General features: G+C 36.1%; 19 protein-coding genes and 1 tRNA gene. 15 read left to right on the top strand and 5 right to left on the bottom strand.

What is annotated here, in order from left to right; all coding sequences use genetic code 11:
- Positions 1–99 precede the first annotated feature (99 nt).
- The gene (locus PVV65_RS06610) at positions 100–1,314 is read left to right on the top strand and encodes a porin (protein ID WP_273755434.1); all 1,215 of its coding nucleotides are present in this window, start codon (positions 100–102) and stop codon (positions 1,312–1,314) included.
- A gap of 1,290 nt (positions 1,315–2,604) precedes the next feature.
- Here the strand turns inward: PVV65_RS06610 and PVV65_RS06605 are convergent.
- From PVV65_RS06605 to PVV65_RS06595, 3 genes are all read right to left on the bottom strand, one after another.
- Positions 2,605–3,411, bottom strand: coding sequence for an N-acetylmuramoyl-L-alanine amidase (locus tag PVV65_RS06605; protein ID WP_273755435.1), 807 nt, complete (start codon positions 3,409–3,411; stop codon positions 2,605–2,607).
- A 1,227-nt stretch (positions 3,412–4,638) separates the two neighbouring features.
- Positions 4,639–5,370 (bottom strand): alpha/beta fold hydrolase, encoded by a 732-nt coding sequence (locus tag PVV65_RS06600; RefSeq protein ID WP_273755436.1) that lies wholly within the window; start codon positions 5,368–5,370, stop codon positions 4,639–4,641.
- 252 nt (positions 5,371–5,622) lie between these two features.
- Positions 5,623–6,819 (bottom strand): multidrug effflux MFS transporter, encoded by a 1,197-nt coding sequence (locus PVV65_RS06595; protein WP_273789639.1) that lies wholly within the window; start codon positions 6,817–6,819, stop codon positions 5,623–5,625.
- A 620-nt stretch (positions 6,820–7,439) separates the two neighbouring features.
- Here PVV65_RS06595 and PVV65_RS06590 point away from each other — a divergent pair.
- From PVV65_RS06590 to PVV65_RS06525, 14 genes are all read left to right on the top strand, one after another.
- The gene (locus tag PVV65_RS06590) at positions 7,440–8,162 is read left to right on the top strand and encodes a phage tail assembly protein (protein ID WP_273789638.1); all 723 of its coding nucleotides are present in this window, start codon (positions 7,440–7,442) and stop codon (positions 8,160–8,162) included.
- Positions 8,163–9,063: 901 nt separating this feature from the next.
- On the top strand, positions 9,064–10,152 hold the full coding sequence (locus PVV65_RS06585) for a DUF3792 domain-containing protein (RefSeq protein WP_273789637.1): 1,089 nt from the start codon (positions 9,064–9,066) through the stop codon (positions 10,150–10,152).
- A 779-nt stretch (positions 10,153–10,931) separates the two neighbouring features.
- Positions 10,932–11,744 carry a hypothetical protein gene (locus tag PVV65_RS06580; protein WP_273789636.1) on the top strand — a complete coding sequence of 271 codons (813 nt, stop codon included), beginning with the start codon at positions 10,932–10,934 and terminating at the stop codon, positions 11,742–11,744.
- Between the two features lie 199 nt (positions 11,745–11,943).
- Positions 11,944–13,146, top strand: coding sequence for an MFS transporter (locus PVV65_RS06575; RefSeq protein ID WP_273721866.1), 1,203 nt, complete (start codon positions 11,944–11,946; stop codon positions 13,144–13,146).
- A gap of 196 nt (positions 13,147–13,342) precedes the next feature.
- Positions 13,343–14,017, top strand: coding sequence for a hypothetical protein (locus PVV65_RS06570; protein WP_273789635.1), 675 nt, complete (start codon positions 13,343–13,345; stop codon positions 14,015–14,017).
- A 10-nt stretch (positions 14,018–14,027) separates the two neighbouring features.
- Positions 14,028–15,266: a DUF2087 domain-containing protein gene (locus tag PVV65_RS06565; RefSeq protein ID WP_273789634.1), complete on the top strand. Its 1,239-nt coding sequence runs from the start codon at positions 14,028–14,030 to the stop codon at positions 15,264–15,266.
- Between the two features lie 339 nt (positions 15,267–15,605).
- The gene (locus PVV65_RS06560) at positions 15,606–15,794 is read left to right on the top strand and encodes a hypothetical protein (protein ID WP_273789633.1); all 189 of its coding nucleotides are present in this window, start codon (positions 15,606–15,608) and stop codon (positions 15,792–15,794) included.
- 20 nt (positions 15,795–15,814) lie between these two features.
- A complete protein-coding gene (locus PVV65_RS06555) occupies positions 15,815–16,687 on the top strand; it encodes an aminotransferase class I/II-fold pyridoxal phosphate-dependent enzyme (protein WP_273789632.1) in 873 nt (290 codons plus the stop codon).
- 273 nt (positions 16,688–16,960) lie between these two features.
- A complete protein-coding gene (locus PVV65_RS06550) occupies positions 16,961–17,416 on the top strand; it encodes a hypothetical protein (RefSeq protein WP_273755447.1) in 456 nt (151 codons plus the stop codon).
- A 222-nt stretch (positions 17,417–17,638) separates the two neighbouring features.
- A complete protein-coding gene (locus PVV65_RS06545) occupies positions 17,639–18,538 on the top strand; it encodes a hypothetical protein (protein WP_273755448.1) in 900 nt (299 codons plus the stop codon).
- Positions 18,538–19,845 carry a DNA polymerase gene (locus PVV65_RS06540; RefSeq protein ID WP_273755449.1) on the top strand — a complete coding sequence of 436 codons (1,308 nt, stop codon included), beginning with the start codon at positions 18,538–18,540 and terminating at the stop codon, positions 19,843–19,845. Before PVV65_RS06545 ends, PVV65_RS06540 begins: the two co-directional genes overlap by 1 nt.
- On the top strand, positions 19,832–21,010 hold the full coding sequence (locus PVV65_RS06535) for an MFS transporter (protein WP_273789631.1): 1,179 nt from the start codon (positions 19,832–19,834) through the stop codon (positions 21,008–21,010). The genes PVV65_RS06540 and PVV65_RS06535 overlap by 14 nt, the downstream gene beginning before the upstream one ends.
- Positions 20,998–21,714, top strand: a complete 717-nt coding sequence (locus PVV65_RS06530; protein ID WP_273789630.1) for a hypothetical protein — start codon at positions 20,998–21,000, stop codon at positions 21,712–21,714. The genes PVV65_RS06535 and PVV65_RS06530 overlap by 13 nt, the downstream gene beginning before the upstream one ends.
- A gap of 4 nt (positions 21,715–21,718) precedes the next feature.
- Complete coding sequence (locus PVV65_RS06525; RefSeq protein WP_273789629.1) at positions 21,719–22,066, top strand: hypothetical protein; 348 nt, start codon at positions 21,719–21,721, stop codon at positions 22,064–22,066.
- 106 nt (positions 22,067–22,172) lie between these two features.
- Here PVV65_RS06525 and PVV65_RS06520 read toward each other — a convergent pair whose 3' ends face one another.
- Positions 22,173–22,307, bottom strand: a complete 135-nt coding sequence (locus PVV65_RS06520; protein ID WP_273789628.1) for a hypothetical protein — start codon at positions 22,305–22,307, stop codon at positions 22,173–22,175.
- Positions 22,308–24,262: 1,955 nt separating this feature from the next.
- Positions 24,263–24,339 (bottom strand) — tRNA-Met (locus PVV65_RS06515).
- Positions 24,340–24,341: the final 2 nt, after the last annotated feature.

Below are 24,341 nucleotides of genomic sequence, written 5' to 3'. Positions count from 1 at the left end.
GAATGATGAGTACCGCGTATTTTACTTATGCCTTTGTCTTTGATGCATTAGGCAAGGATGTTCTTTAGAAGAAAATTAAACGGACCTTGGAGATCCCATATGAATATTAAATCCCTCTTTTTAAGCTCTACAGCAGCTTTTTTAGCAATTTCTGGAGCACATGCTGCTTCAAAAGTTGTTGCCGAACCTGAACCCATAGAATATGTTCGCGTTTGTGATGCCTACGGAAAAGGATATTTCTATATCCCTGGAACAGAAACCTGCATGCGTTTATCAGGAAGTGTTCGTGCTGATTTTGTCGGCGGTGGTAATATTGATGCAACCACCGAAGCTGAACTAAACAACAAAAGAAAAACCTATGGCTCATCATCGCGGCTCACCCTTGTTTTTCAAGCCGCTTCTGAAACAGAAATGGGAACTCTTCGTTCATATGCGAGAATTTTCTCAAGCTGGGGAGATGGTAAAGATAAAGCTGGAGCGAAGCTTTCAGCTGCTTATATTGAGCTTGGTGGATTTCGTGTAGGTCTTGATGATAGCATTTTCAACAGCTGGACTGGTGGTTATGGAAATGTTCTCAATGATGATAGCATAGCGCCTGCCGGTACAACACGCACCAATTTTATTTCCTATACCTTTAACGGTGATGCCGGCTTTTCTGCTATTATCGGAGTTGAAGTGGGCAATGATGCTGATTCCCTTCCTTACGCAAAAGAAGCAAAAGCAATAGGAGACAGCTATATTGAGAAAGATGGGAAGCTTATTCCTATCACAGAAGATACTCTTCCAAGTAAAGCAATTAAAAACTACACCCCTAATGTGGTTTTGGGTATAAAGTTTATGCAAAAATGGGGTGGTTTTTCAGCCGTTGCCGCATATGATGCTTACTACAAAAAGTGGGCTGGCAAAGTACGTGCAGATTTTAATGTTAACGATCGTTTCAACCTATGGGTAATGGCTGGTTATAAAAATGGTGTAGATTACTACACAGAAAATGCAGATGGTGAGTTATCACGACGCAGCACAACGATCTATGCAAACTGGGGTGGTAAATGGGCCGCTTGGGCCGGTGCCACTTACAAACTCACGCCAAAAGCGGATTTGAATGCTCAAATTTCTTATAGTGCTGTAAAAACCTTTGCAACGTCTGTCAATATTGCATACACGCTGGTTCCAGGTCTTGTGATTACACCTGAATTGACCTACGTTTCTTGGAATGATGATCGCGTTATAAAGGATGCACATGATAATGAAAAACCTTTCTTTCATGGAAAAAGTGCGTTCCAAGGTATGATCCGTTTACAGCGTTCATTCTAATTTTATTAAGCTAAGCTACAGATTTGAAAAACTGGCGACATAAGTTGCCAGTTTTTATTTTTGCAATCAAATATCATGAGCAACTTTTCCGGATACTTATTTTCTCAATCCTTCTGACAAAAATGACTTAATTTTACAAAATATTATCAAAAAGTTAACCTTATAAGCTTGATAAAAACAACTTCATACGGTTTTTACCCGTCCATCAATTCAAACAATCTCTTCCTTACTCTTTAAAACGTGCCATCGATTGCCTTATTACCCAATTGATCTTTTTTTTGGTAAATTACAATCTAACCTTTGTAATTTAAGGCATGATCTTCTCAGATAAGTTCTACCCTGAATATTCAGTTTAACTGCACTGAACAAGAAACCTCACGCCTCTCAAAGCACAAAAATACCTACCAACATCAGTTTGTAAATAATTCAATTGCTCTGGGGAGGAACTTGAAGGGGATCTTTATGATTCATTTGTATAAGAGGCTACAGACAAGTCCCATCCTAAATATTGGCCCATCTTTATTTTTAAAATACTTCAATTTAATTTTGTATTCTTTATATCTCTTGTATCTTGACCTTCAATGATGGTATTTTACAGCATAATAGAATAAAACATTGAAGCAAGACAGGATATTGATTTATAATGATAATTTACCTTTATTCAACTTGAATAAGAAAGCTGAATACCATCAGATTCTCTCATTCCCAATTCCTCTATGTTGTCATAGAAAAATTATTTCCTTACTCGTCACAAAGAGGATTGGCAATAAAAGCTGAATAAAAAAGAACGACAAATACCTATGAATCATTTCAAATGTCAAAGACTGTCGTGCAATATTAAAAGGGAGAAAAGTGTAGAATAGTGCCGGCTTTCTCTTTTATTAAGCATAAGAATAATGATGCACAATAGACGATATATCTCCACAGAAAATTCTATACTCTTTACGAATACCGTTAATAAAATATGTGTGTGATACACACCAAAAAAAATCTAAAACAAACAGGTAAACACGCAATAGAAGTCCTTTTTGTTTGAGGCATTCTATCTTGCATGATCCCATTATAACAACATCTTAACTTTGGATGCTTTTAAAGGAATAAGAAAAAGAAACAGTAAAACTTCATCTCTATAAACCATAAAGTCTTCCTTAGAGTTATGTTTCCATAAAACGCCTTATACCAACATACAATTTTCAAAACGATAAACACTCTTTTTTATATGAAACCAATCAACAAAAACAAGCGCTCACACGTCATCATAAAATACCTTTTAATTCAAACGAACTGAATTCACGAAAAATATTTATCAACCAATGCATAAAGAATTGCCGCTGTTTCAACATCAAGAATCCCATCATAGTTCTCTTGACGAAAATGAAGTTGAAAAGCTCGAATTAAATTTTTATATCCTATTTCAGTAGATGCCGCTGAAATATCATACCCATAACATTTCAGCTTTGCCAAAGCCTCCTCCTTAGATGGAAAGCTTTTAGAAAATTGTTCTTGATAGTGATTTTTGGGCTCATCATCATACCATGCCCCTATCCCGACCTTATAAAGTTCTTTCCACGGAAAAGCTGCTCCGGGATCACTTTTTCTTCCAATAGCAATATCGCTATGCCCCACAACATCCGTTGGCATAATATCAGGATACCGTTGAAGAATATTCAATGCAAGCTCTTTAACGGCATCAATTTGTATTGGATTATAAGGAGGAAAATTAAATTCCTCACCATGATGATTCATTAAATCAGCGGTCTCGTCTGAAGACTCAGAATAACCTGTTGCTAAATTAACGATTTCAATCCCAATAGATGTATCATTGAGATGACTATGCCCAGACCATGCGCTAACACCCGCATGCCACGCACGCTCGTTTTCATCAACCAGATTAAAAATACGCATATCCTTAAATCCAGCCTCACGATATGTCTGCTCTGAAGGGTCAGGAATAAGATAGTGTGCACTAACCTTTTCCCCTGTAAGGGCCATGACCGAGGCTTTAAAATCAATAGACGTATAATGCATGACAAGAAAACGAACCCGGCGATTAAAACTCTTAACAGAACGATAACTGTTGTAATCAATCCGATACATAAAAGCCCTTTCTTTTTTGCACTAAAAAAACACCATGTATCACAACAGAGAGGACACAACCCGTTGAAAAAATTGCAACGAACCTTCTATCAAGATGAATTACGTCAAAAATTTGTTTACCGACAACATCAACAAACGCACCGTATCAAATATTTTTCACAAAAATTCTCTCACAATGATCAATTGAAAAGAAAATAAAAGTGTTAAACAATCATTTCTTAAATCTTCACATCTTACAGAAAAAAGAACTGTTCCTGCTATCCCATTGGAAAACATTTTCTCAAAGCGGGCACTCAACTATCATGCAATCTAAATAAAAGCATAAAGGAAACACTTTATGAATTTTTTACAGCAAGTTAAGACCAAATAACTAAACAGCACATATTCGCAATCAACACTTCACGGAATATATTTTTCAATAAAATTTATAAAGCTGTTCTGTCAATGATACTGTTTTCTGTCTTTTCACAATATCTCTTTCTGATTTATAAAAAATAACGATTATTAAAAACGCTTGGGGAACACAAAATCTCTGAATTTTCTTCATATGCTCCGAATGAAAGATAACATCTTAATTTACAATGACTATTAATCTTTTTTTTTGCATTTTAGATAGAATAACCAGATAAATCCTCTTCTATTGAATTAATCAAAAACCATTTATTTTCACATCAAAAGCAGAGATTAATTGCAGAGATTAATGGCTAGATAAAAACAACATCGTATGATGCATGTATCTCATCCTCTTAATCTAAAGAGCAAAATCTATTGGAACATTGTGCGCTAGAAAAGTGACACCGCGAAAATCCAATCCAGCACATAGACCTTCAATATTTTTTTGATAACATAAAAATGAAAAGGCCGCTAAAAACCAATGATGTATCTTACGGAATATTTATCAGCAAACAGACTTAACTTTTAGCACGAGAGAAGAACGGGAAAAAGATATAGAAATCGACGCTCTCTTAAATGAGGGACAAACTCTTTTGCTACGTTTCCTTAACGGGGAACAACTGCAAGCAAAAGAGCATCGCATTCAGTAATTTTTACCAAATTTTTTTACCAAATTGCTTAAGGAAGACACCCCCCCTTCATGTTTTCAACATTCCCATCTTATACCACCATAAGTGAATTCAATGAACAACTTTTATGGGCTCTAAAACCTTCAATGCCCCTCGTGGATTTCTGGTCCCCGCCCATTACCCAAGAGCACAAGAACTTTCTTTTTCATAATCCCTCCATCCATTCGCTAACGATTGCATTCGTCATAACAGGATTATCATCCCATAAACACGTACCAGCCCTAGAAATTATTCGATATTTATGATTGACACATTGACTTTTTGTTTGATTATCAACCGTTGCAAGTTGCGATTTTTCACCCACCAACGCTAAAAACTTGCCCGTATATTTAACAATCTCATCTCTAGCATCCAATGCCAATAAGAGTTTAAATCCTCTTGTCATCCGTTCAATGGCTATGCTTTTTTGATCTTTCGGAATTTCTAAGGCAACTCTTTTTTTAATTACGCCATGAGAATGCATAAAAACATTGAGTGTTTCCAAAGCTCCCGCCAAATCATTATTTTCTAAGTGTATCAAAATATCTCCAAGGCGCCGTTGCAAAATCTTATCTGGATAGCCAGGTGCATTGACAGCAAGTACAGCCCGAACATTAGGAAGCCGTGATGCCAATATTTGTACCAACATTCCAGCCATAGAAAATCCTACTAGCAGCGCAGGTTTTTTAAAATATTTTTCGAGTTCTCCTATCATAAAAGATAAAGTTTCGACAGCAGAATGATTGAGAAAATGAGAACTCTTAGGAAAAAGCGAGAGTGTATCCAGCAGTGTTACTTGGAATCCTTTTGTCGCGCAAAGCTTTGTCAAAGAAGCACAAAAAGCCCCCTCATCCCAAATGGGCATGACAGGAGAAAGAATAACAACCGGACAGCTCATTGATCAATCGCTTCTCTTGCTTTTAAATAGGGATTAGAGTCAAAATTCTTTCTCTTAAATGTCATAAAAATACAAAGGTATGTTGAAACTTTACGTCTCCCCCATAACAACTTATTTGTTAAATTCAAACGAAGTTTATGATCAATTTTACCTACTCGATCAAACAACTGAATAAAAAAATCACTCAATAACAGAGTTCCAATCGTGTAAATCATCAGAAATATTTCTGCATAATACTCTCTATCATTTTACTCAACTTATTTCTGAGGTCATAAAATGACGCGCTTTTTGAATATAAATGATAAAACCAATCATGCAACACACTGCTAATAAAGTTGCCATAGCCCGCGGGCTATGACCAGACATCTTTCCAATAACCGCCGCACTGAGTGCTGCACTTCCCAATTGCAAAGAGCCCATAACACCAGAAGCCGCCCCCGCCGCTTGTGGATGTGAGGAAATAGCCAACGCTGTGCCTAAAGGTAATAAAAAACCATTGCCAAAAGTAAGAACAGCAATCGCCATAAAACTTGTCACAAGGGGCCATGGACTTAGATACATTTGCAAAGCAAAAAGCACACCGCCTATCACAAAAATAACGTACCCTCTCCCCACAGTCTTTTCCATAGACTCGCGTTCAAAAAACCACCGCGCCAAAAAATTTCCCAAAATATAGGGTAATGACACACCAATATAGCTATAACTAATATGTATCGGTGATAAACCCAAAGTCGTGAGTAAAAAAGGCGATTCCACAATATAAGCAAAATAGGCCGCGTAAGAAAAACACGGAATAAGTGCATAAAAAATAAATTGTTTATTTCTGAGAACAGCCCAATATACCTTCATAAACCCTATCGGAGAAAAAGGTTGTCGTTTTTGAACAGGCAAGGTCTCAGTGAGCACAAAATAACAGAGCAAAATGGTCAAAAATATAAAACCACTTAAAAAGATAAAAGTAGCTTGCCAATGAAAAATTTCTATCAAAAGTCCACCAATGAAAGGTGCAAGTGCTGGCGACATACCAATAAAGGGAAAAACAATTAAGTAAAGTTTTCCTGCTGCTTTTTTATCCAACAAATCATTGATAATAGCACGGCTTAAAACAATTCCGGCACAAGCTCCAAGACCTTGTAAAAAACGCAAGATAAGAAAAGCGTGAATATTAACCGTATAAATTACACTTATCGTGGTAAACAACCATAGAAACAAACCAAAGAGAAGTGTTTTTTTACGCCCAAAATTATCACTCAATGGTCCATAAATGAGCTGTCCAAGTGCCAAAGCAAACAAAAAAATCGCCACCGCACTCTGAATCTGCGATTCAGTAACTTGGTAATATTGGCGCATTTCTCCAAGTGCCGGAAGAAAAATATCTGTAGAAATCAAACCTCCGGTCGACAAACACACAATAAGTATAAGAAATGGTAATGTATATTTACGATTCATAAATAAAATCACAATTTTAAAGTTAGAGATTAATTAATATTTAATTGAAAATAAAAATATAATGATATCTTTTTCTTATATAGATAAATAATAATGATTAAAAGTGTTATTATCTTACCTTATGAACTTAAATTTCTATTATTTTTTTTATAAATAAAATTCTATTCTCTATGCTTCACATACAAAAATTGAATCCATGAAGCATCTTTCCTTTACACACACTTTGCCACAATCCTCCGCTGCTTTTTCCATTGATAGCATAAGAAAAAGCAAAACCCCTCTTCACAGTAGAAATCACACTTTTTATACATGATCCAACAAAGTTGATCAATAAAATGCAAAGCAGAAAAACAACCTCTGACGCCTCCACCCCAAAATCGCTATGGTATAAACAGAGCAACAATTTAAAGTCCCTATCAACATAAATCATTATTGTAAAGAGTTTAACTCTATCAGCTCATAGAGTATAATGAGACTTCTGCAAAACACCTAAAACCCAATATATTACACTTATTTCATAAAACTTTCTACTTAAGATAAAAAAATCAAAAAACTGTATAACTTATTGACAAATATGATATAGTTAAAAATTATTTAATTTACCTATAAGAGCTGTAAATGTGCATAATAAAAATAAAATCTATTCCGTTATTGGTACCTCTACAGTTGAAGGAAAAACATATACAGAGATCAGTTTACGGCGTACAAAAGTTAAAGATTTAGAATTGATAAGCATAAAGGAAGATATCAAGCAAACAATAGAAATGATTGCCTCTTTTTCGGGATGGTCTTATGATATGATCAACAAACTTGATAAGCGCGACTTTTCAAATATCAAAGATATTTTGGATTCCTCATTAAAAGAAGTGTTCGACAAAATAATCAGAATTAGTAACAATCTGGAAATGGCTTTAAAAAATCCATTCACAAACTACCTTAAAAATTTTAACCATGAAATAAAGAACCTAAAAATATACATGGGAAAAATAATGAGTGTCTGTATTTTCAACAACATCATATCGGAAAAATGCAAAAACAGTTTTTATAAAGATATATTTAAAACACAGAATATAAAAGACATAAAAGAGGAAATCTTTAGCGACTATACACCAATAACAGCACGTACCCCTTCTAATACACAGATTCAAATAAACATTATAAATTATGGTACCTTCGTACAAAATAGTCCATCAGGAACTATGCATATTACATCTTATCAAAAAGGTGAAGACAAAACAAAAAAATCAACGTTGGATATAATCTTAAAATCGTTAGACATTGCCTCAAAAATTTTGAATCTGCCCTCTTGGTGTTGGGAGTTTTTACTCAAAAGATTAAAATAGTTTTTCGAGCATTATTGCTAAGTAAAAAAACAAGGAGGAAAACGTACAATCAAACGATCTTCTCTCTTCTTCACTTATCTCAGCTTTTAAAAGCTTTTCAAATTGAAGGGTATCAATATTATTGATCATCAATAACATACTATTCGTCATAAAAACAGCGCATAAAAACGAAAATTATAGCGACCATGATTTCTTAGAAAAAAGCAAACAACAACGATAAAATTTTACTTTTTATCCTCAAACACAAGGAATGATCAATCAATATGCGCCTAAAACATCAATATCCCCCTTGATGGTGCTGATTATATGTTGATCAAAACATTATCGTAAAAACACTCTTTTTAAATTTTCCAACAGAGCCCTAATAAAACAAGCCTATATCATTATTTTGCACAACCAGAGCATAATGTAAAAAACGTTCAATCTGTTTGCACCTTAGACGCTCAACAAAAGACTCCATGAATAGCTCTAAACAAAAACTTCAAACGCAAATAAATCTTCTGATGATATATAATCTTTTGCTTTGGTTAATTCGTTTTTTTCACCCTAAGAGGTCCAAAGAGCATAAAAAAACCTTGGCAGACAATTGAGATCTTGCAGCATTGCCCCCACACACAGCCTACAGCAAAAGCAACAACTTGAACAGCTTCTCTCTCCCACACAACACGAGGTGCAATTAAAAATTATGCTGTCTCATAAAATCTCATAAGAGATAAAATGATCACACGAACACATCTTTCCTCAAGCATAAATTAGATCTTTAGAATTTGTACATTCAACATTTTTCCTCTCATAAAATATTGCAGTGTTTTTCTATTCATTTTAGCTTCTATCCGTCTCTGTGGGAACATAATGGATCAACAAGCATTCTATCTCCAGCATCATTCAAGGAGATAAAAACATGGAAACCCGCATTCCTGAAGACACACCCTTCGATACGCATTTTCTAGGAGAAACATCCCTAGAAACAGAATATCCTTTTTTCCAACCTCCCATTTCATGGTCTGCAATCTTTGCCGGACTTCTAACAGCCCTTGCCACATCAATCTGCCTCTCTTTTCTGGTAGCAGCATTAGGCTTGGGTCAAATGGATTTCACTTCTTCAAGCTCTTTTGAAGGCTCTTTCTTCTCTTTTGGCATGGGATCTCTTATCGTAACACTCATCAGCCTTGCCTTGGGAGGTTTTGTTGCTGGGCGTTTTTCTGAATCCTCAGGAACACTGCATGGCTTTCTCACTTGGGCTCTCATAACACTACTGATGACCCTTCAAGCCATCCACGTAGTTTCAAGCACAGCAAAAATAGGCGCTAAAGCAGCCCTAGAAAACAGCTCCATGCTTCAACAAACCGTGGACAGCTTCAAAACAAAGATTGCTCCCCTGCTTGAAAATTTCAATGGCGAAAACTTGGAAAAGTTTTTGGTCAAAAACAGCAACAATGGTATCAATTTTGATAAACTGGGCAATGAGTTGCGTACACTTCTCAACAAGAGCGACATCCCTGCTCTCAATCCTGAACGCTTAAAAGAATCCTATCAAAGCGCCTTAAAAGATATTGGCACAGCGATAACAGCTTTTAAAAATGATCCTTCTCACTATCGCACCTACTTGAAAAATCTTGGTGATCGCCTTTCTGATCGTTTAGAAGTCCTTACTGCAAAGTTGGATAAAAGCGATATTATCAATGCCCTTATGCACGATGGCATGACACGTGCCGATGCACAAACAACAGCCAACGAAGCCATTCATGTTTATCAAAGGGCAGAGGAAAAAACGCAAAAAGCGATAAAAGCGCTTGAAGAACAGACTGAAACGCTCTCAGACAATCTTGAGAGTGCCATAAAGGGAGCAAAAAACACTGCCCAAAAAGCGACGAAAACAGCATCAAACATCGGCTGGTGGGGCTTTTTAGGAAGCTTAATTGGCGCTTTTGTTTCCAGTATCTTTGGCTATTATGGCTATAGAAGCCGTAAAGATTCTTTCAAGCTTTAAAAGCCACCCCATAAAACAAACACTTAAAAAAGCTGTACATTCTGTGCAGCTTTTTTACACCTGCTCAAAAAGCTCTTTGTATACATGAAAATCTATACACTACCTTACAATATCCAGACAACATCTTTCTAAGTTCAAACTTGAAAACAGAATACACGAATAATGAGAATATATTGTGTTCATCTCCCCTACAAATCAAAAACTCGAAAAGAACAATCTATCTTTTTAATAAGAACACATAGCACTCTTCATTATACGAAGTGTCTCTCTTAAAAAGAATAAGAAATACTTTCAATCAACATGGCATTTGAGAGAAAACATACGAGGTATAGAAGCATGATAATTTTTTATTTAAATTATCATGTGTTTTTATCAACTAGAAGGAAGGAAATATATGAATATTTCACTTAATGAAGTAAAAGATGTTATTGAATTAGCTGCTGATGAGCTTAATCCAGTAAGGGGGGGGTGTTAAGTACGCTCAAATCAGCGATGTTCAAGTTTATCAAGATAAACTTAATATGAATGGTTCGCTGGAAGTTTGATAATGTATTGTTGATACAAATCTATTTATACATGTAACTTTTAAAATTAAGCATATTTAAGTGCATGTTTGAATTATTTTCAGAGGGCTTTTCTCAAAAAGTTTAAGCTAAGCAAACGTCTGAATTGTCAATTTCATACATCCCTTTCAATGAAAGGGATGTATTGGATGCTTTAAGACAATACGCTCTACATACTCATAAACTCTTAATCCTAAATCCGAAGTCGTAACAGTAGTGAATGGAGTACGGAGTCCACATCCTCTTCCAAATTTTCTTGTTTTAGATACGGATAGGACCATAGAAGAATATATTGCTAGCGTTGATCAATATGCCGAAAAGCAAGAATGGGCAGTAATATATTATGGCTTATATGCTGCGACTCCTATACTTTGGGATGCGGTAAAACAGTTTGCAGATCAATTGGCACATTCTTTAGGTTTTAGACCTGGTAGACGCGTGGATATTGACTGCTTTATCGGCCGGTATTCTTCTACCCATGTTGGGATCCATGTAGATCACGCTCATAATTTTGGTTTTACCCTACAGGACGGTAAAACAATGTTTGCATGGCCCAACACACGAAAAGACCTTCAAGGACTCAAATATCCTGAATATGAGGAACATAAATCAACAGCAATTGCGCTACAAAATCGTACAGATCGTGTTGCTTACTTCCCTCATGATGCCTTCCATGTCGCTGAAACGGGAGAAAAGGTTGCTGTAAATATCAATGTCGCTTTTTGGGAAACAGCACACGATGCACAACACCATAGAAATTATGTCACGCATTTACTCTATCTCAATGATCGAACACGGCATGATATCCGCACATCAGGAAGAGCAAGTTTAAACCCTGATAATGCTTTTCAACACTTCGCACTAAACTCTGCCATCGCAAATGGTACCTTAAAACGCCATATGCTGGTTTCTCAATTAATTTGCGATACAAGTTCACGTTTATGCGTCGGTCGCCCCTTGTTGACGTCTCCGAAATTGAAAATGAAATCACTCTTCGCCCACCTGCAACCCTCCAATGGGTGCCCTTAACTGAAACAAAAGAACTCCTCATCGCTGCAAACGGGCATTGCGCCAGTTTTGAGTATAGCTCTCATCTAGAGTACTTCCTTTCTCAACTTTCATCAGGGAAAAAACTGGACATAACAAAATTAAATGATAAATCCTATAGATACGCGTAGGAGTAAATTTTAAAAGCTATAAGAAAGAGCTTTAGCATGTTGGGGGCATTGTGACAAAGAAAAAATCCATGATTTTCGCCCAAATGGGGCTTTTCCTTGTGTTAAGCTTAAGCAGCTTTGCTGATGAAACAGCGCAAGTTACATTTGCTCTACACTTAGCAGAGAGCACAGCTTCTATTTCAATGCTGCTTTTTGCAGGACTTACAGGAGGAATTTGCGCAGGACCCATTGCCCCGCGTCTTTTGCATCACTTCCAGCCAGCGCACACAATTACTGTTGTTTTATTATTTGAAGCACTCTTCATAGCCACAGCTGCAATCGCCAACCAGTTTTGGCTTTATATTGCCCTTTCTTTTACACTGGGCTGTGCTGGTTCACTCTTTTGGTCTGCTATCCTTGTTGCTGTACCTGACTTCGCAAAGACTGATCACCAATTAGATCGTGTCAACCGCATTATCCAAACAGTCCGTAATCTTGGCTATATTGCTGGACCACTGTTAGGTGGCATGTTATATGGTCTATCAAACGGACAAAAAGGATTGTTTGCGCTTTCAATCATGGTGCTTCTTGCTGCCCTTATCACTCTCTGCTCTTTTAAAAGTTTAAAAATTCATACGCAAACAACAAACACAACACAGCAAAGCAAAAAAGGGCTAGATTTAACGGGTCTCTTGCATAAAAAAAATGTTGTCTATGCTCTTTCTCCCCTCATCATCACCATCATCCTCACCTCTGCTCTCAATGTATTGTCGATTGTCCGCATCCGCACTGAGCTTAACTTAAGTGCCGAAACCTATGGAATGATTAGCAGCATGATCAGTTTCGGTCTTGTGGTTGGTCCACTCTGCTTCTCTAGCCTTTTTCATCGTTTTGGCAATGCCACTGGCGCATCATTGGCTGCTGCAACCATTGGCTTTGCCATTTTCTGCTTTTCCCTCACACACATTGTGTGGCTCATGATGCTTTCATTTTTCATCCTAGGGAGTGCAAACGGTGTGCAAAATGCATTGATGGCAAGTTTTATGATGAAAGCCATCCAGAAAGAACAGCGGAACAGTCAAATGCCCGCTTATCTTTTCATCATACAAGTATCCGTATGCCTTGGCTTTATAGGAGCTGGTTTTGTCCATGTGCATCATACCAAAAGCACGCTGTTTATCATTGGTATAACCACAATGATCGCAGGTATATTAGGTTTTATCGTAAACAGTGCGGTGCAAAAAAAGAAACAAGAAGAATTTGATAATGGTTAGTAGACGCAGCTATTTTCTCCATACGCAAATAATGCCTCCAAAATGGCGTTATAACCGCAACTCTATAAAACCGTTGCTTCTAATCTCGTGCAACCTCATATCAGCTGATATGACATCAACGAGCCATCCTTTGATGCATATTGCGCATCGTTGTGGAAATTTGAAATTTTGAAGCAGGAGAAACCAGTTTAACATCATGCAACAAGACCCTATAGGCTTAAACTTTTACAATGGAACCGGCGGCTATGTGTGGCAACTTGCAGACTATATGCTACATGATTGTCAGGAGAGCTCCTACACTCTTGAATTACAAAAACCTACACCACCCATAGTCATCAATTCTTTCGCTGTCTACCCTTCTAAACTCAATCCTTTATCACGCGTTCAATGGGCAAAAGATATACAAATAATAAAAAATAAACCGGCACTCATTGGCAAACGCCAAATACAACCTATCACCGTTGTTTCCACCAAAAGCAGAGCTTTTGGTGGATTTGATTCACTAACATTCGCAGCACTTTATGATGGCTGTTCTGTTCAATTCTTGAAAGAAATTAAACTCAACGGTTGCCTTCTTGACGTAAACAATCTTTTGATATCCTTGTTGCGACACGGTCTCATTCAAACAGACCAACAGACCTTTTCAAAAGATGACGCAACGACTCTTTTACGAGAACCAACATGTCGTATTGTCAATTCTCCTCTTGGGTCCCTTGCCATTAATCAACTTAACGGGCGCACAATCCGGCTAAATGAAAAAACCAGACCTCTCTTACAAAAAGCCACAACAGGAATACATCTTCAACACCCCATAGAACAAACAGCGACATTTTTTATAAAAGCAGGAATGCTGCGATTGGTAAAAGGATAAGGATCAAAAGATGCCCCTGATAAGACCTAGTATGGGAACAGAAAACAGTATTGAACTTCTTTACACGCTCATTCAAATGGCAAGACCACGTACCGTCCTTGAAATCGGTGCGGGGGATAGCACATGCTTGATTGCTAAAGCACTGCAAAAAGCAAAACAAGCATGGCAACAGGATAAAGAACTCTTAAGATCTACCACTTGGGAAGAACGTACAGCTTTACTTGACCCTTCAGGAGTCCTTGAGAATTATCAACCACGATTGATCACCATTGATGATTTTTCAGTAGACAGTCAGTCCGCCGAACAAGCATGGCAAAAACTGCTCCAAGACGAGCGTATTGAAAAAGACATAGTAACATTTATCCATGAGAATTTCTTTTCTCTTGATGATGAAACGCTCCAATCTTGGGGACCAATAGATTTTGCTTGGATTGATGCTGGAACGCCCGCAGATGATGTGCGATTTGTTACCACGCTTTGGAAACACATCACCGCTGGTGGTTATCTCTGTCTGCATGAACCAACCATGACAACAACGGTTGCCCTCAATGGTGAACAACGCGTTCGCCGCGTCAGAACCCCTTTGTGGGAGGAAATTCTCTACCGCCTTGATGGATCTTATGAGGCTTTAACACTCCCAGAAAACCACAAATATCGCCAAAGTGGTCTTGGTATCATTCGCAAACGCTCCCCTGCAGAACAAATTGTACGCGCACAATCACTCCAAGCAGAACTCATAGAAATCAATGAACTGCCCATTCGCAATGATCTTTTGCCCATGGGACAAGAAACTCTTCATAAACGCAATACCCGCAATTCACTGATCTCTGCCATGACCTCACCGACATTGCGGGCTGTTTACGCTGCCATTATCCTTGGTGCAAAAAATCTTTCTGATATCCTAAAAACTGTCGATTGTGATGCCAGAACCATTCATAAATCCATCAACCGTCTTTTGAATCTTGGTCTTATTCAAAATACAACAGAAGGATTTCTAGCCGAAGGAACACTCTGGAAATCACTAGAAGATAAAAATGTGCGCAAGAGGGAAAATTTAAACGACCGCCACTTAGAAACAGAAGAAATGCTGCAAAAAATTGCCCAAGCCTTTCAAAAGGAAAAAATTTATAGCGAAAGGGAAATTTCCAACATATGCAACCTCTTTACGGTAGATTTTGCCAGATTACGACGCACTCTTGTTGAGAGGGGATTTTTACAACGCCATGGTGACAAATATCAACGCGTGTAATTGAAAAAGAAGAGAGAATTGAATGACAATTAGTGAACTCAATCATTTTTTGTCTACACTTCAAGAGAAGTGATAACCGCTCACGAAAAAATCTCATTTCATGAAAAAAACTTATAAAATCATTTATGACAATCTATAGCAATCAGTGTAACCTCTTCGTAAGAGATTGAGTGGGGAGGAGCAAGAATGCGGAATATCAATTAGTTATCAAATAGGATTAGGAACAGTCAAAACCATCAGGAGAGGATATGGGATCAAGGTCTCAATGACCTGACGATTGTTGCACGAACATCAGGGCGCAGTGTTGTTACTAAGTCAGGGGAGACTTATGTTGATTTTATGTCGTGTTCGTATCTAGGGTTAGAATGTCATCCAGCATTAAGTGATGCCGTAAAATCTTCTATAGAGAAGTTTGGTGTGCAATATGCAGCCGCGCGAACGCGTGCAAAATGTATATTATTTGATGAACGTGAGTTAAAATTAAATACCATTTTTCTCGATTCCCATTCTGTCATATTTATTCCGTAGGTGCAACCCATCTTGCGGTTATGCCTATCTTAGGTTCAGGAGAGCTTCCAGGATATCCTATAAAAATGAATGGAATTTTATGGATTGTTGATAAAGAAACGCACGCGTCAGTGCAAATCTTACGTGGTATACTCGAACAATTTGGCAATTATATAAGAATTTCATTTAAAGATATTACAGCACTAAAGAAAAGGCTACAGGAAAGTAAATTACAAAATAGAACACCTGTTTTGGTATCTGACTCTCTCGGTTCTATGGGAGGAGCAAACGATATAAGAAAGTTAACAGAATTAGCAAAGCTGTACAACGGATACTATTATGCAGATGATGCACATGGTACCTCAATTATCGGAAAAAATGGCTGTGGTTATACACTGCATTTACTAGAAGAATACAAAGAAAATCTTATTTTAATTTCTTCCCTGTCAAAAGCATTTGGTTCCCATGGTGGTTCTGCTTCATTTAGCAACAAAGAAGCTGCATCTTTTATTAAGAAATATGCTCTTAACTATATTTTCAGTGGTCCACCTTCTCTCCCAGGAATAGCAGCTTGCCTTGCTTCTGCAGATATTCATCTTTCACAAGAAATTAACCAACTTCAATGTAAACTGCACGAAAATATCTCTTATTTTGATCAAAGAGTCTCCAACGTTGCGGTACAGGAAAGGCTGAGCCCCATTAGATCCATCTTTATGGGAGCCGAAAACAAAGCAATAAGAGCCTCATATAATTTAAGAAAGCGCGGTTTTTTGGTTACAGCGGCAATGTACCCAACAGTGGCTAAAAAGAAAAGCATTATTCGTGTGGCAATATCAGCAGCGCATACTCAACATGATCTCGAAATATTCGCGGCAAATATGAATGAATTGATAGAGCTCTCCTCTGCTCACTGAAACGATCACGATTTATTAAAAAGCAGAGGTATTGCATAAATGGATTACCAGTAAAGCCCCTACCTTTAAACAAGCATATTGAAAAGATTTCTTCTAAATCATGCAAACGCAAGCAAAACAAAAAGGCCGTTTTAATCCGCTCATGACTAAAATAATAAAGAAATGCTACCCGCCATCAATATCAATCGTTAGAGGCTTCATACATTCTCAAAATTGATGAAAAAATTAAAATATTTTTTCTCTATCAAATGTCGTCATGAAAAGGATTTAACGATGAAACTTTATTGGATTGTTGCGCAAGAAGAACATGCAAACGCACAGAATATAGAATATTCCTATTCAGAATATACATATGATGTTTGTTCTGTAAAGCTAAACAAATATGAAGCATATAACCTTACAAAAGAAGGTAGTATTACTTTAGCAACTGCAATGGATGAATGGTCAAAAAATAATCAAGGCGATTTTCCTATGACAGTTGTTGGATATGAAGTTGTTGGATATCCGAATTTACACAACTCTACCTTACAAACAGCAACATATTTTTTTCTTGATGATGGTCGTGTATTATTTGCCTCTGCAATAACTTTATTACGAAACTTTTTTGATATTATTTCAAAATTTGGAACACCAAGCGAAAACGGAGGATTAAAATTATCAGTAAAAATGGCAAAAAATAAAGATAAATCCTACTATATAGTAAAAATTCACGGAGTAGGTAATGAGTGAATTTAAATTTTACATTACACTAAAAATTAAAGATTGTGAATCAAATGAAACTTACTATGTAACTGATAAAAACTTAATATTTCCATGTTTTGATCAAAAAAAATTTATTTATCTTTTAAATAAAAAAATAGAGAAAGAAAATATAAATTTTAATTAAATAAACAAAGCCCTCTGGTACGACAGAGGGCTTAAAGCAGGGGATATAACATTGGGTAAGAAGCAATGTCAAAAAAACATGAGTTAACCAAATTAAAAAATCGAATTAAATATGCAAACTCACATCTTAACACAACACTTGGTATTGAAACAATGGATGTTTTTATACCTAGTGAACCTGCTACAGTTAAGAATATTGGTAGAATTAGCAGAGAATTAAAGAAATGGCAAGAAGAAAAAAAATTTAAACAAAAAAAAGAAAATTTTTCTATGAGAGCATTAAAATTTAATGAAATTGTACCAAATAATGCATTTCAATTTAATGCATATCCTGAGACACCTAAACAGCTTGAAATCTTTAACAAATATCTAAAAAAATTAAAAAGAAATGTAATCATAAAAGAAAATGAAAAGGTAAGATTTTCTAAAAACTTTTTTAAAGTTAAAGATCAAATAATATCAGATATGTTAAAAAGACATTATATTAAGAAAAAAGATATGTATAAAAAATATGATACATTACCAACACCAGTACAAAAAAATCTATCCGATATAACAATATCAATATCAAAAATAAAAAAAATTAAAAGTAAAAAAAAATTTTTTAAAGAAAGTGATTTAAAAGGATTTAGTCTTAAATATCACAAATCTTTTATTGATGTTGCAAAATTAAGTGGATTACCAGAATTAGAAAATTGGATTAAAAAACAAGGTCAATATATGTCTTTTTATCTTTATAAAAAAGGATATTCAATTACTGATTTTTATCATCTCTTTATAATTGGAGAAGATAAACCTAGTATGTTGAAATCAATATCACAAGCATTATCAGATATCATTTCGACAAAGTATCATGATGTTTTTAAAATTAATGAATATGATAATGAAATTTCTAAATTTGTTAAAACCTTAAAAGAAAAAATTAGTAAAAAAAGCTCAATTGGAGAAAATAATTGGGATAATTAATGTCAACTTTAAATTTAGAAAAAATATTCACTTTTGATTTTGAAGCAACAATATCAGAACCTGTTACTCCATATATGGTGTCAATAGTAAATCTAAAAAGAGTGAAATTTAATAGAATATATACAATAAATGAAGGGGATGTCGTAGAATTGCTTTTAAATTTTATGAAAAGTTCAGAAAAAAATACTAAATTCTATGCGCATAATTTAAGTTATGATTATGCGATCATAAGATCTTGGTGTCATTTTAATGAAAAAAATTCAATTGTTCCTGAATTCAAAGATTTTATTTTACCTAATGACAAAATTTTAAAATCAGTATTAACTTTTGGTACAAAAAAAATTACTCTTATAGATTCATTACCTTTATTTTCTTCTTCTTTAAAAAATATAATGGAAACTTTCACTGATTTAAAAAAAGAAGAGTTTAATAAAAGAGGCATCGAATTTCAGTTTTTAAAGTTAGAAGACTGCCTCATCAAAGCAAATCATACAGGTGAATTTATTTTTTTATATCAAGGTGTCCCGCTAAATCCAGATTATTCAGCATATATTTTATCCAAAGCAGATCTCAACCCACAAGCAAGAGCCATCAGTTTCACATTAAGAAATTATTTTAGGGTAAGTGGTATTCACCTTCTTAATGAATGCATTTATGGAGTAGAAAATCTTGAATGGGATAAAATTGCGCAAATGGCATTAGCACGTAAGCTAGGAGCTCCAGTCCTTCCATTCACGATATGTGGCTATCACAAGCAAACAGTACCTACAATCATATCTTTTATTTCATCAGAATATGAATCCTTTATTTTCAAACCCATAGGCTCAGGAATGGGATTTGGTGTCATTAAATCAGATGGATTGCAACATGCCATGAGTATAGGAAATCTGATCTCAACTTCTTCTTCCGGGTATTTCTTAATACCTTTTGTAAAGAATGCACAGGATGTAAGATTTTTCTTTATATCAGGAAAACTCTGTTTTATAGAATTCCGCAAACCTCAAGAGAACAACTATATTGGAAATGTAGCACGCGGAGGCACAAAAACGATTCTTACAGAAGCGGCTTTTATAACCGCATATGGCAAGAAAAAATTCTATCCTGAAATGCTCGGTATTTCTAAAAACATCGTAGAAAAAACAAAAAACAATATTCTTGCAGTGGACTGGCTGGTGAATCAAGAAGGATACTATTTCAACGAAATGTGCACAGCGGAAACAGGGCTGACAAAACTTCCTCAAGAGATACAACAAAATGTATTTGACCATTTAACAGCACTTCTATGGAAATTCCATGTGCAAAAATAAAATTACTTTTTTCATCTATAGCGCAGTTTTTCTTTCTGAATTTTCCTTTTTCTTTGTACTCCCTCTGCTTGGAAACTCTTCTCTCATAACTGCTGCAAATGTTGCTTTTTATCTGGCTGGATCGGTAATCCTTGAAAGCATTCTCATGGTAACCACAACGGGTTTATTAGAAAGATTTTCGCGTAAACTTTTAATGGCTACCGCCTTTATTTTAAGGAGTACCGCTTTTGTATGCGTTATCCTATCGCTCATGCCTTCTGCATGGTTTATCTTTTTTACCTTAATGGCTTTTTCGAAAGCAATTTCAAAGCCATTTTTGAGAGAAATTTTATCAGAACATCTCAATGGAAGTGCTCTTAAACGTGCATTAACTCTCTATTCTTTTTTTCAAAACGCTGCGGTTGTTATCGCCCCTCTTGTTGCAACAAGTGCCATAAAATATAACGCATCAGCTTTTCTAATGGTTTTTTTTGCACTCATTGGTCTGTATCTTTGTGTTCTATCTCTCAAAATTGTTTATCACTATCCCCATAAAACATCATTTCTTGAAAAGGATAAAAAAACAAAGAAACCTTTTCTTTCTTCTTTAAAAACAATAATACATAATCGTTCTATTGCTTATTTGCTGATCACGGCTTTGCTTTGTGCATTACTCATGGGAATTTTCATCACCACTACAACACTTCTCAGTAAATTTGATAGCAATCTCGCTCCTTATAGTGGGATTTTCTTTTCAATTGTTGGTATTAGCATTTGTATCTGGCAGGGGGTAATCAATAAACATCTTACCCTTTCCGATAAAGCAACTTTTTATCTGCTCTGCTTTATGGGAGGTTTCTCCTCATTTTTCCTCATGGGTGGTATCTTTACCGCTGTGACTGCTTTAATTGCATACAGTATCTATGAATCTGTCATGGTTCCAGAGATATACTATCAAGCAGGGAAAACAACCACATCCCTCTCTTCTAGTGTTCTTTTTAGTTATATTCTTGTTGTTTCAAATATTGGCCAAGCTATAGGCTCATGGACAAGTGGATGGATCATCAGCCATTTCAACAATCATATCGCTGTGCTTTTTGGCATGATTGTTGGTATCTGCGCCTTTGCCTCTTGCCTGTGCCTCATGCAGACTAAAAAAAATAGGGACCTTCAATGTCACATATAATTTTTGCTACTGGGGGCACAACAAGAGTGCCTAAAACACTTCGCCATAAATGGCTCAATTATGAGTTTGTAACACACTCTGCAGCAAAAAAGCTCGAAACTGTTTTTAAAAATTGCTCTGTAAGCTCCGTGGCAAATTGCCTCACAGCTGGAGGATTATGGGGTGGATTTTTATTTGCACATGAAGTTTGTAGACTACTCAAAATAACATATTATCCATTTGCCTCTATGGTTGATCTTGAGACTTTGAGTTCCGCTATCGAAGAATTTTCTATCGATACCATCATTTGCCTGCCAAGTTTTGCGGATAAACTTATTACGATATCTTGGAAGCAAAAATTAAAATCTTTAAAAAACCTATTCTATCTTGGAGAAGCCTTTCAACCTGAATCTGTGATAAAAATAAAAGACGTAATACCTGAATTAAATATTAAACCTCTTAGCTTTACCACCCAAGAAACTGGTCCAATAGGATTCCAGTGTTCTGAGATTGACGGTGACGTTTATCATCTTTATGATCACATTCAAGTAAAATCAAATCCTGAAAATGATGAATTAATAGTATCTGTTTTTTATCCTGATGATGCACCATACCTTGAACACGCCACAGGTGATGTTGTCCATATTGTATATCATCAATCATGTGACTGTGGTTACTGTGGACATAACTTACACCTGAAAAGGAAGAACACCAGCCTTCTATAATATTATGGGCACTTCGATTTCTATTCACGATTTCACAAATGTCTTGAATCTTCAAGGTTGCGCTCTTTCGGCTACAGATATTCAACTCATTATCGTAAACCAATTTGAACACGGCGTTGGAGTTTTATTGTTCATTGATTCACGTTACACTCGTGAAAGAAGCGCTCTTTTATCATCGCTCTTATCATCTTATTTAATAAAAGATATTATCAATAAATCACAATTTTTCCATGTTTACTTTATGCAAAAATCTCAATTTATTCGCTCCTCAAGCTCTAAAAAAATAAAATCCTTTTTTCAAACGACTGAATATCCTATAGTGCTTGATGGTGATTTAGTAGAAATTAAATAAGCTAAGATTGCGATTTCACACAAACGTTCTTGTGCTTCCTTGTTTTTTCCTTCATACGCGCTTAATTTTTAATGTGGTATATTCTCTTTCATTTATATCTTAGAGCTCATGGATCAGCCATAATAGAAAATTTTAGAAAAAACGTACCACGACGACCAGCATCTGAGTGTGTTCCTTCTTGAATTCTGATAAAAAATAGTTCTATTCTTACATGACATTGCCCTTTTCTTTTTTCAGGCATTCTGCCATCACCATAATATTTCACCTCTGCTATTTTCTTCTAGGATAAATTATGTGATCGTTTTACCCACTACAGTGTACAGAGTTTTTCTTTGTATTACGGATAAATATGGCAATGATCCCCTTGCCATAACATCTCTCTCATCATGGAGGTTTAGTTTTTTACCTATTGATAACACGCAATAATTCTATGGCATAACATTTGCAATTGAGTTGTTACACGCGTTTCTCCCTTCCGCACTGCCAGCTCCTTCTTCGGACCTCAGTGGGCAATTTCTGCAAAAGCAACTAGTCCCCTCTAAGGGCGTAGGATGGTCAAAAAAGGATGGGGATTGTGGTCAAGGGATGGTGCGAAGATAAGGATATATATGCGGATTGTACATAGGATAATGCAAGAGATATTGTAAAAGAAGAGGAGCTGAGCTTAGGTTTAATTTTTGAGAGCCCTTTCCGCGCATAATGACGTATCTATACGCTTTTCACCTACTCACCTTGCGTCAGAAAGAATAATGTTTGCCTACCCTATTACGCTCGATTTCGTTTCTTTCACGGCGGAGGGAAGATATACTGAGCCATCTCAGAGTGCTCACCATAAAGTCTGGTTCAAGGTAGTCCACGCCCTTAGAGCCTCAGTAAACCATACAAATGATCAGCAGATGGTGTCCACCAAAAAAGCTTGATTATTTACAAACCAGCATGAGTAGGAATCTTCATCATTTGATGATATGAGGAACAAACCAACTTTGTAAATCAATCTCTTGACTTAATAATGGAGTAAACTCTGTCTTGGTATTTTTGCACACATTCACAAACACTATTGAGAAATCAGAGGCGCATATCCTCTCAACCTCTCGTTTTGTTAGCAGCTCTTGCGCTTAAAGAATGATAGTTTCTGTTCAATCTCCCTTTGAGAGATATTACACTCTTTTTTATTCATACATCCTATTGATTTTATGTGATTTTTAAGGTTCTTGGTTCATAAATAAAAGTTAGGGAATAGGATTTTCCAACATGGCTCTATAAAATAGATCTTATTCTGCAAACTTCCTCCACTAATTTTTTTAATTTTGCTATGTCCTTTTGCTAAAAATTCTCTAAAGTTTTAACAAACATACTAGGAATTTCAGAGAAAACCGCATAACATTTGCAATACTCTATAAGAGATCATATAATATTTGCACTGTTAGAGACCATCAACGACCTTGCCTCAGCCTTTATCATTTTTATGAAAGTGCGCTGAACAGGCAAATCGCTTAAGCTATTTTGTCTATTTGGCCCTTTCAGCAGGGGTTTCCTGCCCCCAATGACATGGCAATGAGCGTTAGAGTATGACGCATACATGTGCAATCATTTCACCTCTGCTATTTGTCCTGTGTTTTTTTACGTATGAAGATTAGCGATCCACATAGCCCTTTATGCAGCAGTGGACATTTAAGAGCTTCTAGTTTTTTTCTCTCTCTTAATCCATTTTTTTGAAGGATAAGCGTTGTAAGAAGGTGCTCATGTAACCTTATGGAAAGAAGGAAGTGAGAGAGCAGAGAGAGCGGTGTAGGGCGTTTGAGGTCTATATCTTTTTAGGTAGGATTAAGCAGCAAAGGTGAGCGCAAGCTTTTGTAGTTTTTTTCATAGAGGCAGACTTCCAGCATATCAGCAGCTTTTTGTCCTTGCATTAAGGATTGAATTTCTCGCATGCTCTTTTACGCGTCTTCTCATGGCATTTGTGTGTTGTTTTAAGAGACAAAAAACCAGTACATCACTAGTTTGCAAGAGGTTGGCTTGTGTGTAATGTAAAAATTACAAAAAAGGAACTTTTATAAAAGCAATGTATCTGGAAGTTTGAGTGAAGACTTGCACAATTTCGAGTACGTGCATTTTTATATTTTCACGTGCCATCATGTTCGCAGTGTCGTGTTCAGAGATAATGTAATGTTTATGGAAATATTTGTATGGGAACTTTGGTTGCGGGGGCAGGATTTGAACCTGCGGCCTTCAGGTTATGAGCCTGACGAGCTACCGGGCTGCTCCACCCCGCGAT

Origin of the sequence: Bartonella sp. ML70XJBT (assembly GCF_028618425.1) — a bacterium.
In the GTDB taxonomy this organism is placed as follows: domain Bacteria; phylum Pseudomonadota; class Alphaproteobacteria; order Rhizobiales; family Rhizobiaceae; genus Bartonella.
The sequence above is the reverse complement of the archived record's forward strand: the minus strand, read 5'-3'. Positions and strand labels throughout refer to the sequence as shown.

What these genes read in the sequence shown, in the direction of transcription:
- PVV65_RS06540 (WP_273755449.1), top strand. Translation starts at nt 18,538, where the DNA reads ATGTCAACTTTAAATTTAGAAAAAATATTCACTTTTGATTTTGAAGCA.
- PVV65_RS06610 (WP_273755434.1), top strand. Translation starts at nt 100, where the DNA reads ATGAATATTAAATCCCTCTTTTTAAGCTCTACAGCAGCTTTTTTAGCA.
- PVV65_RS06600 (WP_273755436.1), bottom strand. Translation starts at nt 5,370, where the DNA reads ATGAGCTGTCCGGTTGTTATTCTTTCTCCTGTCATGCCCATTTGGGAT.
- PVV65_RS06530 (WP_273789630.1), top strand. Translation starts at nt 20,998, where the DNA reads ATGTCACATATAATTTTTGCTACTGGGGGCACAACAAGAGTGCCTAAA.
- PVV65_RS06570 (WP_273789635.1), top strand. Translation starts at nt 13,343, where the DNA reads ATGCAACAAGACCCTATAGGCTTAAACTTTTACAATGGAACCGGCGGC.
- PVV65_RS06520 (WP_273789628.1), bottom strand. Translation starts at nt 22,307, where the DNA reads ATGCCTGAAAAAAGAAAAGGGCAATGTCATGTAAGAATAGAACTATTT.
- PVV65_RS06535 (WP_273789631.1), top strand. Translation starts at nt 19,832, where the DNA reads ATGTGCAAAAATAAAATTACTTTTTTCATCTATAGCGCAGTTTTTCTT.
- PVV65_RS06605 (WP_273755435.1), bottom strand. Translation starts at nt 3,411, where the DNA reads ATGTATCGGATTGATTACAACAGTTATCGTTCTGTTAAGAGTTTTAAT.
- PVV65_RS06585 (WP_273789637.1), top strand. Translation starts at nt 9,064, where the DNA reads ATGGAAACCCGCATTCCTGAAGACACACCCTTCGATACGCATTTTCTA.
- PVV65_RS06550 (WP_273755447.1), top strand. Translation starts at nt 16,961, where the DNA reads ATGAAACTTTATTGGATTGTTGCGCAAGAAGAACATGCAAACGCACAG.
- PVV65_RS06555 (WP_273789632.1), top strand. Translation starts at nt 15,815, where the DNA reads ATGCCTATCTTAGGTTCAGGAGAGCTTCCAGGATATCCTATAAAAATG.
- PVV65_RS06525 (WP_273789629.1), top strand. Translation starts at nt 21,719, where the DNA reads ATGGGCACTTCGATTTCTATTCACGATTTCACAAATGTCTTGAATCTT.
- PVV65_RS06565 (WP_273789634.1), top strand. Translation starts at nt 14,028, where the DNA reads ATGCCCCTGATAAGACCTAGTATGGGAACAGAAAACAGTATTGAACTT.
- PVV65_RS06595 (WP_273789639.1), bottom strand. Translation starts at nt 6,819, where the DNA reads ATGAATCGTAAATATACATTACCATTTCTTATACTTATTGTGTGTTTG.
- PVV65_RS06560 (WP_273789633.1), top strand. Translation starts at nt 15,606, where the DNA reads ATGTCGTGTTCGTATCTAGGGTTAGAATGTCATCCAGCATTAAGTGAT.
- PVV65_RS06545 (WP_273755448.1), top strand. Translation starts at nt 17,639, where the DNA reads ATGTCAAAAAAACATGAGTTAACCAAATTAAAAAATCGAATTAAATAT.